The sequence below is a fragment of the Novosphingobium sp. PY1 genome (assembly GCF_017312445.1).
Classification (GTDB): domain Bacteria; phylum Pseudomonadota; class Alphaproteobacteria; order Sphingomonadales; family Sphingomonadaceae; genus Novosphingobium.
On sequence record NZ_BLTI01000008.1, the window covers coordinates 652,119 to 666,030 of the forward strand.

The window sequence follows — 13,912 nt, forward strand, 5'->3', positions numbered from 1 at the left end:
GGCTGCGCCCTGACCCCGCTTCACCGCAGCGCGACCACCACTCGCCGCTGATTTTCCGTCATTTGCAGCCGTTCATCTGGCGTTGTGGATCGTGACACGATGGAGCGCGTTCCATTCGCGAAACACGCAGAGCAACGGAGGTGATCCACCATGCGTAAAGCCATCATCGCCGCCACCATGGCGGCTCTCACTGTCCCCACCGCCGTCGTGACCGCGACCCCGGCCCTCGCGAAGCAGCGGCATTATCACAGGACCGACAACGGCATCCGCTACTGGCGGGGCGATAATGGCCGCTACTATTGCAAGAAGTCGGACGGAACGACCGGACTGCTCATTGGCGGCGTTGCCGGTGCCCTCATCGGACGCGCCGTCGATGGCGGCCGCGACAAGACGGTCGGCACGATCATCGGCGCCGGCGCCGGTGCCCTCCTCGGCCGCGAGATCGACCGCAATTCGAGCCGCCCGGCCCGCTGCCGCTAAGACCTGATCCGCAAGGAAGTCATCCGACGGACAAACAAAAGGCGCCCTGGCCGAAACCCCGGGGCGCCATTTTGTGATCCTTGCCTGATCTCCGACACCTAAAGATGCATGCCGCCACTGGCCTCGATCACCTGACCGCTGACCCAACCTCCTGCCGGTCCGCACAGGAAGGAAATGACGCGGGCGATGTCCTCGGGCTGTCCCACCCGCTTGAGCGCCGCGGCTTCTGCAAGGACCTGGACGGTATCCGGGTCATTGAACAGGCCCGGTGCGAAGTCGGTCATCGTCGCGCCCGGAGCAACGGCATTCACGGTAATGCCGCGCGCACCCAACTCCTGCGCCAGCGAACGGGTGAAGTGGTCCACCGCCGCCTTGCTCATCGCGTAGGCAATGCATGAGGCATAGGCCGTGCGCGCCACCATCGATGACAGGTTCACGATCCGCCCCCCGTTCCGCATGCGCCTGAGCGCTTCCTGCGTCACGAAGAACGGCCCCTTGGCGTTGACCCGCATGGTCAGGTCGAACAGCGACTCCCCCGTCTCTTCGATCGAGGCCATTTCCCCGATCCCCGCGTTGTTGACCAGAATGTCGAGGCCATCGGCCATACCGTCGAATTGTGCGAACATCGCATGGATCGCGTCGAGCGAACCGACGTCACCCTGGACGGCAAAGGCTTGCCCGCCCCTATCCGCGATCGTGGCAACGACTTCATCGGCGGCAGCGGCGTTGCTACGGTAATTGATGCAGACCTCGGCGCCCTCGGCCGCCAGGGCGAGAGCGACTTCCCGGCCGATGCCGCGCGATCCACCCGTAACCAGGGCGATCCTGCCCGCCAGCTTGCTCATTCGATTCTCCCGAAAGTTTGACACGCCAGACATTGGCGCGCATTCGGGATCGCATGCTAGGTTGCAGGCACGAGCCTGACACCTCGCCTATTGCGCAGAAGATGCGGGGCCGCGGCGCTTCACCACTCGACCTTGTCGCCCGGCTCGATCCCCAACTCGGCCGCCCGGCCGCCATTCAGCTCGAGCACGCCGCTTGCCATGCCGACAGCCGGCAGCGGCGTTTCGTCGTAGGGCACGGCGTTGGCCGCGATGTTCAGAATGCGGTGATCGGTGCCGATGAAGATGATGTCGAGGGGGATGACCGTGTTGCGCATCCAGAAGGCCGGCCGGCGTGGCGGATCTTCGGGGAAGATCATCCCTTCATCCGGCCCCATCTCGGTTCGGAACATGAGACCCTTGGCCTGCTCTTCCTCGGTCTTCGCCACTTCAACGCTGAACTTGTGGACCTTGCCGTGCGACTTGACGATCAGCGGCACGACTTCGAGCCCCGATATGGGATGAACCGCAGGCGCGGCCGACTTGGCGACGGCCTCCTGCCCGCCCTGGGAACACCCCCCGACGATCATCAGGAACGTGGCGGCAGCGGCAGTGAAAGCTTTGTTCAGGCGCAAGAATCTTCTCCGGAAACCGACTCGACCCAGTCCTCGACCGCGTCGGGATCGTCGGCATCAACGATCTGCCGGGCGATGTCGAGCCTGTGTCCGGCCCGCATCATCGCGGCAATCTGCTTTTCCCGCTTCGCCATGTCCGGAACCTGAATGGCAAACGGCCCGAAACGCCTGCGCCGTGCCAGTACCAGCGCGGCCCGGCGCTGTTCCAGCTCACCCGGCCGGAAGTCCCCGGCGATATCGTCATCCACTCCGGCGACCTGCAGCGCCTCGCCCACGCGGCGCGCGCCGTAGCCCCGGCGCAGCAGACTGCCCGCCTTCATGCGCGCCCAGCTTGCATCGTCGACATAGCCTCGCTGCGCGTATCGACCGACCAGGTCATCGAGTTCGGGAGCGCCATCGTCTTCCCATCCACGCTCGCGCAGCTTGCGCTGAAGATAACTGCGCAGTTTTGCTTGCGTCGTTGCAAAGCGCGCGACATAGGCCAGCGCCAATTCCTCGAGGCGGGCTTTCGTCAACGGTTGTGGATTGCGACGCTTGGAAGACATGTTGCCCTATTCGTGCCACAGTCGGCTCAGAATGGGGAGAGCGCGCGGAATTTGGTCGTTGAAGGCAGCTATCTAAGGTTCAGGTTAAACCGGCTAGAAGCTCCCAGTTCCGCAAGGAAAACGGTATAACAACAACGGGTTATGAAGATATGAGCGACACCATCTCCGTGGTGCCGAATGCGGCTAAGGACCTTGTCCGCACTCCCAATGAGGACGCGCTCCCCCGTCGATTTGCCGACTTCGACACCTTTTGTGATGCATTGGATTATGCCGCGCAAGGTTCGCGCGGCTTCAATTTCCACGATCCGCGCGGCACGCTGACGCGCGTCTATCCTTTCAGCGAACTGCGCGAAGATGCACGGGCAGTGGCCTATGCGCTGGTGGCGCGCGGCGTGAAGCCGGGTGACCGCATTGCCCTGATTGCCGAGACCGGCACCGATTTCGCGGCCCTGTTCTGCGCCACCGTCTATGCCGGTGCGTGGCCGGTGCCGCTGCCCCTGCCCACCAGCTTCGGCGGCAAGGACAACTACATCGAGCAACTTGCCGTCCAGCTTTCCAGTTCGGACCCGGCCATGCTGATCGGTCCGGACGAAATCGCGCACCTGACCTCTGCCGCGGCAGAGCGGCAGGGCTGCGGCCATGCAACGTGGTCCGAATTCGCGGCGAAGGACGCGCCCGAAGTCGAACTGCCAAGGGCACTGCCCGACGATATCTGCTACCTGCAGTACTCCAGCGGCTCGACCCGTTTCCCGCACGGCGTTGCCGTCACCCACCGTTCGCTGATGTCGAACCTCGCCGCGCACAGTCACGGCATGCAGCTTACCGAGACCGACCGCTGCATTTCCTGGCTGCCCTGGTACCATGACATGGGCCTCGTCGGCTGCTTCCTCTCGCTGATCGCGAATCAGGTCTCGGGCGATTACCTCAAGACCGAGGACTTCGCCCGCCGCCCGCTGGCATGGCTGGACCTCATCACCCGCAACCGGGGCACCTCGATCTCGTACTCGCCGACGTTCGGCTACGACATCTGCGCGCGCCGCATTTCCAGTCAGAGCCCGGTCTCGGACCGCTTCGACCTGTCGCGCTGGCGCCTTGCCGGCAACGGCGCGGACATGATCCGTCCCGACGTCATGCAGAACTTCGTCAACGCCTTCGCCGATGCAGGCTTCAAGGCTTCCGCGTTCCTGCCCAGCTATGGCCTTGCCGAGGCGACGCTGGCCGTCACCATCATGCCCCCGGGCGAAGGCATCCGCGTCGAGCTGGTCGAGGAAGAACGCCTTTCAGGCTCCCCGCGCGACCTCAGCCGCCCGGCCCGCTACCGCGCCATCGTCAATTGCGGCAAGCCCGTGCTCGACATGGAAGTCGTGATCCGCGGCGAAAACGGCCAGACCCTGGGCGATCACAAGATCGGCAAGGTCTGGTGCCGCGGTACCAGCGTGATGCATTCCTACTTCCGCGATCCGGAAGCGACCGAGGCCTGCCTCGTCGACGGATGGCTGGACACCGGCGACATGGGCTACATGACCGAGGGCTACCTCTTCATCGTCGGCCGCGCCAAGGACATGATCATCATCAACGGCAAGAACCACTGGCCGCAGGACATCGAGTGGGCCGTCGAACAGTTGCCCGGCTTCAACCACGGCGACATCGCCGCCTTCTCTGTCGAGATGGAGAACGGCGAGGAAGCCCCGGCCGTGCTGGTCCACTGCCGCGTGTCCGATCCGGTCAAGCGGCTTGAGCTGCACGAGATGATCCGCGACAAGGTTCGCTCTATCACCGGCATGAACTGCGTGGTGGAACTGGTTCCGCCCAAGAGCCTGCCGCGTACCAGCTCGGGCAAGCTCAGCCGCGCCAAGGCCAAGAAGCTTTACCTGTCGGGCGAGATCGAGCCGTTCAGGCTGGCGGCCTGATCCGCCGCGCCGACAGGCCATCCAGGATCCAGCAGCCCGGAGCCGCGTCAAGCCGCTCCGGGCTGTTTCCGTTTCAGGGCCATTACGCCTGTTCCGGAGGGCTCAACCAACAATCTGATAATCCACGGTCAGCCCGGTGACGGCAAGCAGTCACCTTGCCCGTAGCTGTCCGTCGAGCCGCTCCGCCAGCCTGAGCGCCAGCGCCACAAGGGTGAAGGTCGGATTGGCCCAGCCCGCCGTTGCGAAGACCGAGCTGCCCGCAAGGTGCAGGTTCGCCACGCCGTGAACCTTGCAGTGGGCATCGACGACGCCGCTCGCCGGATCGTCGCTCATGCGCGTGCCGCCCATGTGATGATAGCCGGCGATGGGGTGGTTGCCGACGGTGGGATCGACCGGCCAGTCATTGCCTGCCTCGCTGATCCACTCGCTCGGCGTCACCGAGCCCCGGCCCATGCGCTCAAGCTCCTCACCGAAAACACGGGCGAACACGCGCGCCGTGTGCTTGTCGAGCGGATCGAGCTGCCAGTTGAGGTCGGCCTGCCGTTCCCCCAGGGCATTGCGGGTCTGCGACAGGACGATGCGGCTGTCCGGATTGGGCGCCTGCTCGCCGCGAACGATCATGTAGAGACCGGTCATGCCGGTATTGGCCATGGCCGCCTCCACCCGTTCGCGCACGACGCGGTGGAACCATGCCCGCAGCCCCCGGTAGATATGATCGAGCTTGCGCCCGGTTCGGTCCGGATTGAGCGAGTGCTTGATCGTGCCGTAGAGCTTGTTGCCCAGCGCCACGCCCTTTTCCGGCGGGCGCTGCAACTTGAAGGTGACGATCGAGTTCATCGCACCTTCGGCTTCCTGCAGGCCGTCGGCCAGACGCAGTACCGGGGCCAGCGGCGGTCCGGACTTCATGAAGCGCTTCTGGTAGGCGGCCCAGAGATCGAAGGGCCTGTCGGTCTCGACCTTCCCGATGCGCCCCGTCGGATGCTCCATGAAGAAGCGGCCGAGCTGGTCGCGGCCATTGCCGATACCGCCGGCGCAGACGTCGTCCGAGGCCAGCATGAGCCGCACGTTCTCGATCGCACCGCAGGCCAGCACATAGTGCTTCGCCTTGAGCCTGGCCGACTGACCGCCCAATGTGCGCACTTCGACATGCTCGATCTCGGCCCCGTTCGCGCTGGCCTGCAGGTTCACGACATTGGCGTGGAGCAGGATCGTCAGGTTGGGCGCGTCGATCAGGTCCCTTGCGCGGCCCTGTGCAAAGCGTTCGGTCGCCTCGTCGAAGCGCCACAGGTCAGTCGCCAGCGTCTCGGGGCTGAAACCCTGATCAGGAATGCCGCAGAGCCGGTACGCGTCGTCCCATTCGAACGGTCCGATCTCGAAGATGTCCTGCGCCTGGCGGTAATACGGCATGACGTCATCGCGGCTGATCGGCCAGCCCGAGTGCGGAACCCACGCACGCTTGGCAAAGTCAATTTCGTCGAGCAACGCGCATCGGCCGCCCCAGATCGATACCGTCCCGCCGAAGAAACGCAGGCGCGATTCTTCCAGGTCGTAGTACTCGTGGCCAATGTTCTCGCCCTTGTAGAGGGCCTGCGTCTTCTCCTCGAAGTCCATGCCGCCGCTTTCGGCCAGGCACACCTGATGACCCGCCCGCATCAGTTCGCGCGCGATGGTCACGCCGGCGGCGCCGGCGCCGATCACGCAGACGTCGAACTGGCGGTCGGCAGCTTCGGGGTTCTTGGCAAGGTCAACGAGCATCGAAAGTCTGGTCCCACCAGCAGGAGAACATGGCGATCGCGTAGAGGATGCGACCGTGATTGGCGAGGCCCGCGGCATGCTCGGCAAACAGCTTCTCGACCGCGTCCTGCCGCAAGTAGCCGCTGCGCGAGGCCCCGCTCGACATCCAGGCCTCCTGCGCGAAGCTGGCGAAGCCGCCGCTGAACCACTCGGCGAAGGGCAGTTGGAAACCCAGCTTGCGTTCATCGAGCGCACCCGGGAACAGCCAGGGTTCCGCTGCTTTTCTAAGGGCATACTTGCCGACCTTGCCGCGCAGCTTCATGTGGCGCGGCATCGTCAGCGCCCAGTCGACCAGCTTGTGGCTGAGGAACGGCACGCGCGCCTCGAGCGAATGGGCCATCGATCCGCGATCCGTGCGGTTGAGCAGCGAGGACGGCATGTGGACGGTCAGGTCCGCCAGCATGAACTGCGCCAGAGGATCGAGATCGCGCGCGCCGGGCCAGCCGAAATACTCTCGCTCAAGGTCGGCAAAGGGATGATCGCTTTCCTGCCGCGCGTGAAAGCCCTCTTCGTAAAGGTCCTCGCGCACCCACGGGGTAGAAATCTGCGTGCCCTGGAAGAAGCGCTGGTAATTGCTTTCCAGCATGGCCGACTGCCGGAACCGGCGCGCGTTCTGCCGCAGGTAGTTGAGCCGCTTGCCTCCCATGCCAGGCACATGGTCCACCGCCGCCAGGACCGGCTCGAGCATGCGCAGGAAAGGTGCCGTGCGCGCGGCGGCAAGGGCAGTGCGCTGACGCTTGTAACCAGCGAAGATCTCATCCGATCCTTCCCCGCACAGCACGACCTTCACATGTTCGGCCGCCAGTTTCGAAAGGTGCCAAACCGGAACCGCCGCCGTCGCCGCGCAGGGTTCGTCATGGCTGCGCTGCACTTGCGGCAGCATGACACCGGCATCCTGCGGTTCGAGCGGCAAGGTGATGTGCTCGCAGCCCAGGTGCCCGGCGATGCGTCCTGCCGCCTCGGTCTCGTCGATCGAGGTGCCGGGAAAGCCCATGGTGAAGGCCTTGACCGGCGCCGTCGCATGGCGGGCCATCGCCGCGACGATTGCGCTGGAGTCGACCCCTCCGGACAGAAATGCCCCGACCGTGACGTCGGCTAGCATGTGCCGCTTCGTGGTCTCGGAGACCCAGCGCTGCGTCTCCTCAATCCAATCCGCTTCGGAAAGCCCGGCGCGCTCGCTGAACTGCGGGCGCCAGAACTGGCGAATCTCGGGATCGCCCTCCGGGGCGATGTGCAGGACATGGCCGGGCGGCAGCGTCTTGACCTCGCGCCAGATCGAGCGCGGCTTCTGGACGTGCCCGAACATGAAGAAGTCATGGACGCCGCGCTCATCGATCGAGAAATCGAGCGAGCCGCCGTCAGGGGAGGTCATCGCCCGCAGCGTGCGGATCTCCGAACCGAAGGCAATGCCCCCCTGTTGCAGGGTGTAGTAAACCGGCTTGATACCCAGGGGATCGCGGGCAAGGACGAGGCGGCGTTCCTTGGCGTCCCAGATGGCCAGACCGAACATGCCTTCCAGCATCGGCCAGACATCGTCGCCCCAACGCACGTAGGCGGCCAGCACCGTCTCGGTGTCGCTATGCGTCGAGAAGGTCCAGCCCCAGGCCTCCAGCTCGTCGCGCAACTCCGGGAAGTTGTAGACCTCGCCGTTGAAGACGATGGCCCAGCGCCCGTCTGCCGAATAGATCGGCTGATGCCCGCCTTCGAGATCGACGATGGAAAGGCGGCGGTGTCCGAGGCCGATATCGCCGTCGAGGTGGATGCCCCAGTCGTCAGGGCCGCGATGGACGATCGTATTGCAGGCCCGCACGATCGCATCGCGCGGCACCGGCCTGCCGCCGCGCCTGTACCAGCCGGTAATACCGCACATTTTCGCCCTGCCTATGCCGCCAAGCCTGTGACAGCCGCGTTACAGCGGGTGGCCCCTCAGGGAAAGGCCCCCGCGCATCGCAGGCTTTCGGATCGTGGAAAAGGCCCTGCCCCCGCTGACCGGAAATGCAGGCTCAGATCTCGCGGTCGAGTTCCAGGTAATCGCGCGGGATGCGCAGCGCCTCGGCTGCAACCTGCGTCTCGCGCAGGAACAGGATCAGCGCGTAGAGCAGAAGCACCACCGAGACCAGAAAGGTCGCTGCGGCAAGGACATGCAGGTCGAAGCTCGCAAGTCCTTCGAGAAGCAGGACGGCGACCGTCGAACCGATGGCAAGGCCCGAGAGCACCATGATGCGGATGGCCTGGGTGATGATCGTGATGCGCTTGTCGATGATGCGGATTTCCCGGACCACCAAGTCGTGGTCGGTGCCCTCGGTCTTCTCGTGCATCGTCTGCAGGATGCGCGCCCGGTCGACGACCCGGCCGAGCCGGGTCGAGAGGATGTTGAGGATATTGCCGATGGCAACGAGGACGAAGACCGGCGTCAATGCCAACTGGATGGTTTGGACGATCATGCCCGTACTTATTGCATCGAGACGTCAGTCTGCACAGCCGCGTGCAAGAAGACAGACGCTATCCTGTGCAAATCCGATAGCATCGAAAGTGGGCGCAAGCGCGCATTCGCCCGGCGATACGGGCTGGCCCGAAACCGTGACCGTGCCTTCACGCGGGATGACCAGCAAGGCGCCGGAATAGCGATCCGCCATGGCGTCATCGGGCCGGCCTGCGACCTGATCGAGCAGGAACAGCGGCCCGTCGACAAGCACCTGCGACCTGTCGGGAGCGACCTTGCGGCTCCACTTCATCGCGTAGGGTTCGCCGCGCGCAACGGCCATGCCCTCTTCCAGGTGAAGTTCGCGCGGCCGGCCGTAATCGAACAGACGATAGGTGATGTCGCTGTTCTGCTGCACCTCGATCAGGCTGACCCCCGCGCCTATGGCGTGGACCGTATTCGCGGGAATGTAGAAGAAATCGCCCGGCGCAACCTCATGCCAGACCATCAGGTCCTCGATAGAGCCGTCCAGCGCGGCTGTGCGCAGTTCGTCCTCGCTCAGGTCTTCATGAAAGCCGATGCCAAGGGTCGCACCCGGCTCCGTGGCCAGGATCAGCCAGCACTCTTCCTTACCCTGCCGACCGATCCCTTTCGCGAGAGTCTGCGCATCGCTCGGGTGGACCTGCACGGAGAGCTTCTCGCTGGTGAAGATGTACTTGACCAGAAGTGCGGGCAATTCGGCGGGCGGCTCGAACCAGATTTCGCCGATGCGCTGGCCGTCCGGCGCAATGAACGGTGCGGGAAGTTCGTCCCGACCCCAGGGCTTTTCCACCTGACGGATCGGCAAGGTCCCGCTCATGCCTGCGCTCCACGGTTCGGGGTAGCAAAGCTGCCTCCGCACACGCGCAAACCGCTTTCGAGGATCGAGATAACTCCTGCGGACATGAAATTGAACCTAGGCCATTTTTGTGGAAAAGAACGTGGAAATTCAGGAGGTACGCCCGAATTCCCGCGGGGTTACACCAGAGTCGCGATAAAACCAACGCTGCCTCCAGCCATAGACGGACTCGACCGGACGCCCGGAGGCATCCTGTGCCGGGCGAAAGCGAAAGCGCTCGGCCGCTAGGCGGCAGGTAATTTGGCCTGCGCTCGGGTCCGGACTCTGCTTGACCACACGGCAGCCCTTCACCCGGCCGTCGGTGCCGACCGTCAGGGCAACGATGACTTCGCTTCCGATGCGCAGATCGCGGCTGCCGCGCGGGTAATCTTTGGCTGAGTTGATATCGCCCCTGATCTTGACCGGCGGGGTGACGGCGCCGCCCCCCTGACCCGCCCCGCCGTTACCCGAGCCGGTCCCGTGCCCTTCGCCCGACGCGCCCGTGCCCTCGCCTTCGTCGCGGGCGCCCGAGGCGTTTTCGTCGCCTTTGCCCGCCACGGGCGGCGCCTGTGTCGGCTTGATCGCAATGGGGGCCTTGGGGGCCGCCGTTTCGCGCGGCCTGGCTTTCTTGCCCGGCGGCGCAGCAGCGCCTTCCTCTTCGGGCGGAACAGGTTCGAGAGGCGGCGTCTCGATCGGCTCAGGCGCCGGCGCCGGCTTGACCGTCACCGTGAATGCCTGGGTCATGCCGTCCAGCACGCTGGCCGCGAACTGCGGCGTGAAGGCGCGAACGAGCGCGGCAATCACCACGAGGTGCAGGAGGGCGACGATGGCGACAACGCCCAGCCGCGTCTTGCGCTCCGGCTTGAGATCGGCCTTGCTCATCCTTGCCCTTGTAGCCTCAGCTTTCGGCGAAGGAATAGGGCTGCGCCGCGCGGCGATAATCGTCGGCCAGGATGTCCCTGCCAATGGGCGGAACCGCCCGCGCCACGCATTCGGCGCGGTGGCACAGGCGGCAGGTCACCCCGATGGGCGTTCCCGGCGCCTCATTCGGGTCGACGCCGGCAGCATAAACGAGCCGTCCAGCCTCTTCCGCAGCGCACGCCAGCGCAACCGCGCGCATGACCTGCGGACGGCCGTAGCGCCCCCTTCCCGATGTGACCGTGCGCGCGATCGAGAAGAAGCGCTGGCCGTCGGGTAGCTCCAGCCACTGGGTCTGGATCTCGCCCGGACGCCGGAAAACCTGGTGCACGTTCCACAAGGGGCACCCGCCCCCGTGCGCTGCGAAGGGAAAGCCCGCTCCATCGAGCCGCTTGGAGACATTGCCCGCTTCATCGACGCGAATGAAGAAGAACGGCACCCGTTCCTCTCCGGGCCGGTGCATGGTGGTGAGGCGGTGCGCCACCTGCTCGAAGCTGGCGCCGAACAGGCCGCCGAGCGCCGCAATGTCGTACTTGCGTGCTTCCACCGCCCGCGCGAACTTGCGGTAGGGCATGACCATCGCCGCCGCGCCATATCCCGCCAGCGCCCGGCGCACGAGCGTCGCGGTCGTGTTGCTGGCGAATTCCTGCTCTCGCACGAGCTGCATGATCGTGCTGCGCATGGCCGTATGCGCGATGTGGGTGGCCAGCTGGAAGGTCCGGCTCGCCGCGTCGAGCGAATCGTCGATCAGCAATTGCTGGTTGTGGCGGTCGAAGCGGCGCATCGCATCCATCAGCACGTCGGACGGCATGAAACGCACGCGTACACCCTTGGTGCCGAGCCACTTTTCCATCCCGCCTGCCTTGTCGATCTCCGCGGCAAGCTCTTCGGCCTGGGTGTCGAGCCCATGATAGTAGTTGCGCGAATGGGCGAAGAAGCGCTGCGCCTCGCGCACCGGATCGCTGTCCTGCCGGCCCGGCCCTGCATCGCGCTGTTCGGCCAGGGCCTGCTGCTCGCGCGTGTAGGCGCTGTGAAGCCGCAGAAGGGCTTCGGCCACGCCCGGAAAGCTCATCGCCAGGTCCGACACCTCGAGCGACGGCAAGTCTATGTCGTCGAACACCGGATCGCGCAGCACATCGCCCAGCCGCCGGGCATAGTCGGCGCCGTCCTCGCTTGCGAGATCGCCGATCTCCAGCCGATATGTACGAGCCAGGCGCAGCAGCATGTCCGCCGTGACCGGTCGCTGGCTGCGCTCAAGCAGCGCGACATAGCTGGGCGAGATCTCCAGATCGTCGGCCATCGCCTGCTGTGTCAAACCCAGCTCGCGGCGCAGGCGGCGCAGCCTTGGCCCAAGGTATAAGGGACGGTTTTCAGCCATATCCGAAAGTATTGTCAGACCTGCACAACTTTACAATGAAAATCTGTAAAGTTTGACAACGACACTTCGCGGGCCATTTCCCGCGGCGCAATTCCTGCCTAGCTCAGACCCATCGAACGGCAACACCAGTGCTTACGGGAAAAGCGAATCATGACCTACCAGCAGAAGATCATCGAGGCGGGCCGCACCATCGGCACCGAACCCAACTGGACCGGGATCGAGCCCGAATCGGTTGCGCGCATGCGCCTGCAGAACCGCTTCAACACCGGCCTCGACATCGCCCGCTACACCGCGCGCATCATGCGTGAGGACATGGCCGCCTATGACGCAGATCCCGCGAACTACACCCAGTCGCTGGGCTGCTGGCACGGCTTCATCGGTCAGCAGAAGATGATTTCCATCAAGAAGCACTTCGGCTCGACCAAGCGCCGCTACCTCTATCTCTCGGGCTGGATGGTTGCCGCCCTGCGCAGCGAGTTCGGCCCGCTGCCCGACCAGTCGATGCACGAGAAGACTTCCGTCCCGGCCCTCATCGAGGAACTCTACACCTTCCTCAAGCAGGCCGACGCACGCGAACTGGGCATGATGTTCCGCGAACTCGACAAGGCCCGCGACGCCGGCGACGAAATGGAAGCCAGGCGCCTCGAAGCCGCGATCGACAACTACGAAACGCACGTCGTTCCGATCATCGCCGACATCGATGCCGGCTTCGGCAATGCTGAGGCCACGTACCTCCTCGCCAAGAAGTTCATCGAGGCGGGCGCCTGCTGCATCCAGATCGAAAACCAGGTCTCGGACGAAAAGCAGTGCGGCCACCAGGACGGCAAGGTCACGGTTCCGCACGAGGACTTCATCGCGAAGATCCGCGCGGTTCGCTACGCCTTCATGGAACTGGGCGTTGACGACGGCGTCATCGTTGCCCGCACCGACTCGCTCGGCGCCGGACTGACCAAGCAGATCGCCTTCGTTCGTGAAGCCGGCGATATCGGCGACCAGTACAACGCTTTCCTCGATTGCGACGAAGTCGATGCCGCGAAGCTCGGCCACGGCGATGTCCTGATCAGCCGCGACGGCAAGCTGATGCGCCCCAAGCGCCTGGCGAGCAACCTCTATCAGTTCCGCCCCGGAACCGGCGAGGACCGTTGCGTGCTGGACTGCATCCAGTCGCTGCAGAACGGTGCCGACCTGCTCTGGATCGAGACCGAGAAGCCCCACATCGGCCAGATCGGCGGCATGGTCTCGCGCATCCGCGAAGTCATTCCGAATGCCAAGCTGGTCTACAACAATTCGCCGAGCTTCAACTGGACTCTGAACTTCCGCCAGCAGGTCTTCGACGCCTGGAGTGCGGCAGGACGCGACGTCTCGGCCTATGACCGGGCGAAGCTGATGAGCGTCGACTACGACGGCACCGATCTGGCGGCAGAGGCCGACGAGCGCATCCGCACCTTCCAGAAGGACGCAGCGCGCGAGGCGGGCATCTTCCACCACCTGATCACCCTGCCGACGTACCACACCGCGGCCCTGTCGACCGACAACCTGGCCAAGGAATACTTCGGCGAGGCGGGCATGCTCGGTTACGTCAAGGGCGTGCAGCGCCAGGAAATCCGCCAGGGCATCGCCTGCGTCAAGCACCAGAACATGGCCGGCTCGGACATCGGCGACGACCACAAGGAATACTTCGCCGGTGAGGCGGCCCTCAAGGCCGGCGGCGAGCACAACACGATGAATCAGTTCGCCGCCTGAGGCGAACGCCCCGATCTCCCTTGTGGCCGGAGAAGCCTCCTCTCCGGTCACAAGGGACCCAGGTTCGCTGCACAGGGCAGTGAAGCAACGAGTTCGCGGGCCCATCCGCACCCACGAGCGACATGAAAGGAGTACAGTGATGACTACTACCACCACTTGCGAACCGGCTCGCTCGCGCGCCGTGCTTTCGACCCAGGACTTCCAGCTGCTTCAGGAAGCGGTCCTGTTCTACCTTCGGGCGCATGAGGACGATCCGATCTCCTCGAAGTACTCGAACCTCTATCACCGTCTGAGCAGCGCAGCCCGCCGCTGAGACGCAGCAAAGGTGCGGCGCGCACAAGTGCCGGCCGAATCACCGTTTTGTTTTCCTGGGGAGGAAAGCTTGGCCC

At 64.7% G+C, this 13,912-nt stretch carries 13 protein-coding genes; 4 read left to right on the forward strand and 9 right to left on the reverse strand.

The window, feature by feature from the left end; genetic code table 11:
• The first annotated feature begins 150 nt into the window (after nt 1–150).
• Nucleotides 151–480, forward strand: coding sequence for a glycine zipper 2TM domain-containing protein (locus tag J3474_RS14470; protein ID WP_041558901.1), 330 nt, complete (start codon nt 151–153; stop codon nt 478–480).
• A 98-nt stretch (nt 481–578) separates the two neighbouring features.
• Here J3474_RS14470 and J3474_RS14475 read toward each other — a convergent pair whose 3' ends face one another.
• The 3 genes from J3474_RS14475 to J3474_RS14485 form a co-directional block, all read right to left on the reverse strand.
• The gene (locus J3474_RS14475) at nt 579–1,325 is read right to left on the reverse strand and encodes an SDR family oxidoreductase (RefSeq protein ID WP_242528416.1); all 747 of its coding nucleotides are present in this window, start codon (nt 1,323–1,325) and stop codon (nt 579–581) included.
• Between the two features lie 119 nt (nt 1,326–1,444).
• A complete protein-coding gene (locus J3474_RS14480) occupies nt 1,445–1,891 on the reverse strand; it encodes a DUF192 domain-containing protein (protein ID WP_013833033.1) in 447 nt (148 codons plus the stop codon).
• A 35-nt stretch (nt 1,892–1,926) separates the two neighbouring features.
• Nucleotides 1,927–2,481 (reverse strand): regulatory protein RecX, encoded by a 555-nt coding sequence (locus J3474_RS14485; protein WP_207094632.1) that lies wholly within the window; start codon nt 2,479–2,481, stop codon nt 1,927–1,929.
• A gap of 149 nt (nt 2,482–2,630) precedes the next feature.
• On the opposite strand from J3474_RS14485, the gene J3474_RS14490 reads away from it, so the two are divergent.
• Complete coding sequence (locus J3474_RS14490; RefSeq protein ID WP_013833031.1) at nt 2,631–4,391, forward strand: fatty acyl-AMP ligase; 1,761 nt, start codon at nt 2,631–2,633, stop codon at nt 4,389–4,391.
• Nucleotides 4,392–4,541: 150 nt separating this feature from the next.
• Here J3474_RS14490 and J3474_RS14495 read toward each other — a convergent pair whose 3' ends face one another.
• From J3474_RS14495 to J3474_RS14520, 6 genes are all read right to left on the reverse strand, one after another.
• Nucleotides 4,542–6,146, reverse strand: a complete 1,605-nt coding sequence (locus J3474_RS14495) for an FAD-dependent oxidoreductase (RefSeq protein WP_207094633.1) — start codon at nt 6,144–6,146, stop codon at nt 4,542–4,544.
• Nucleotides 6,136–8,055, reverse strand: a complete 1,920-nt coding sequence (asnB, locus tag J3474_RS14500) for an asparagine synthase (glutamine-hydrolyzing) (RefSeq protein ID WP_207094634.1) — start codon at nt 8,053–8,055, stop codon at nt 6,136–6,138. The genes J3474_RS14495 and asnB overlap by 11 nt, the downstream gene beginning before the upstream one ends.
• Nucleotides 8,056–8,188: 133 nt before the next feature.
• The gene (locus J3474_RS14505) at nt 8,189–8,629 is read right to left on the reverse strand and encodes a DUF2721 domain-containing protein (RefSeq protein ID WP_207094635.1); all 441 of its coding nucleotides are present in this window, start codon (nt 8,627–8,629) and stop codon (nt 8,189–8,191) included.
• A gap of 24 nt (nt 8,630–8,653) precedes the next feature.
• Nucleotides 8,654–9,466 carry a class I mannose-6-phosphate isomerase gene (locus J3474_RS14510; RefSeq protein ID WP_207094636.1) on the reverse strand — a complete coding sequence of 271 codons (813 nt, stop codon included), beginning with the start codon at nt 9,464–9,466 and terminating at the stop codon, nt 8,654–8,656.
• Nucleotides 9,467–9,595: 129 nt separating this feature from the next.
• Nucleotides 9,596–10,366, reverse strand: a complete 771-nt coding sequence (locus J3474_RS14515) for a TonB family protein (protein ID WP_207094637.1) — start codon at nt 10,364–10,366, stop codon at nt 9,596–9,598.
• 16 nt (nt 10,367–10,382) lie between these two features.
• Nucleotides 10,383–11,780, reverse strand: coding sequence for a short-chain fatty acyl-CoA regulator family protein (locus J3474_RS14520; protein WP_207094638.1), 1,398 nt, complete (start codon nt 11,778–11,780; stop codon nt 10,383–10,385).
• Between the two features lie 150 nt (nt 11,781–11,930).
• Here J3474_RS14520 and J3474_RS14525 point away from each other — a divergent pair, with 150 nt between their 5' ends.
• Both J3474_RS14525 and J3474_RS14530 read left to right on the forward strand, forming a co-directional pair.
• Nucleotides 11,931–13,523, forward strand: a complete 1,593-nt coding sequence (locus J3474_RS14525; protein ID WP_207094639.1) for an isocitrate lyase — start codon at nt 11,931–11,933, stop codon at nt 13,521–13,523.
• 139 nt (nt 13,524–13,662) lie between these two features.
• On the forward strand, nt 13,663–13,836 hold the full coding sequence (locus J3474_RS14530; protein WP_173364728.1) for a hypothetical protein: 174 nt from the start codon (nt 13,663–13,665) through the stop codon (nt 13,834–13,836).
• Nucleotides 13,837–13,912: the final 76 nt, after the last annotated feature.

Bases quoted from the DNA above. Each gene is read 5' to 3' on its own strand.
- J3474_RS14470 (WP_041558901.1), top strand. From the start codon at position 151: ATGCGTAAAGCCATCATCGCCGCCACCATGGCGGCTCTCACTGTCCCC.
- J3474_RS14475 (WP_242528416.1), bottom strand. From the start codon at position 1,325: ATGAGCAAGCTGGCGGGCAGGATCGCCCTGGTTACGGGTGGATCGCGC.
- J3474_RS14480 (WP_013833033.1), bottom strand. From the start codon at position 1,891: ATGATCGTCGGGGGGTGTTCCCAGGGCGGGCAGGAGGCCGTCGCCAAG.
- J3474_RS14485 (WP_207094632.1), bottom strand. From the start codon at position 2,481: ATGTCTTCCAAGCGTCGCAATCCACAACCGTTGACGAAAGCCCGCCTC.
- J3474_RS14490 (WP_013833031.1), top strand. From the start codon at position 2,631: ATGAGCGACACCATCTCCGTGGTGCCGAATGCGGCTAAGGACCTTGTC.
- J3474_RS14495 (WP_207094633.1), bottom strand. From the start codon at position 6,146: ATGCTCGTTGACCTTGCCAAGAACCCCGAAGCTGCCGACCGCCAGTTC.
- asnB (WP_207094634.1), bottom strand. From the start codon at position 8,055: ATGTGCGGTATTACCGGCTGGTACAGGCGCGGCGGCAGGCCGGTGCCG.
- J3474_RS14505 (WP_207094635.1), bottom strand. From the start codon at position 8,629: ATGATCGTCCAAACCATCCAGTTGGCATTGACGCCGGTCTTCGTCCTC.
- J3474_RS14510 (WP_207094636.1), bottom strand. From the start codon at position 9,466: ATGAGCGGGACCTTGCCGATCCGTCAGGTGGAAAAGCCCTGGGGTCGG.
- J3474_RS14515 (WP_207094637.1), bottom strand. From the start codon at position 10,366: ATGAGCAAGGCCGATCTCAAGCCGGAGCGCAAGACGCGGCTGGGCGTT.
- J3474_RS14520 (WP_207094638.1), bottom strand. From the start codon at position 11,780: ATGGCTGAAAACCGTCCCTTATACCTTGGGCCAAGGCTGCGCCGCCTG.
- J3474_RS14525 (WP_207094639.1), top strand. From the start codon at position 11,931: ATGACCTACCAGCAGAAGATCATCGAGGCGGGCCGCACCATCGGCACC.
- J3474_RS14530 (WP_173364728.1), top strand. From the start codon at position 13,663: ATGACTACTACCACCACTTGCGAACCGGCTCGCTCGCGCGCCGTGCTT.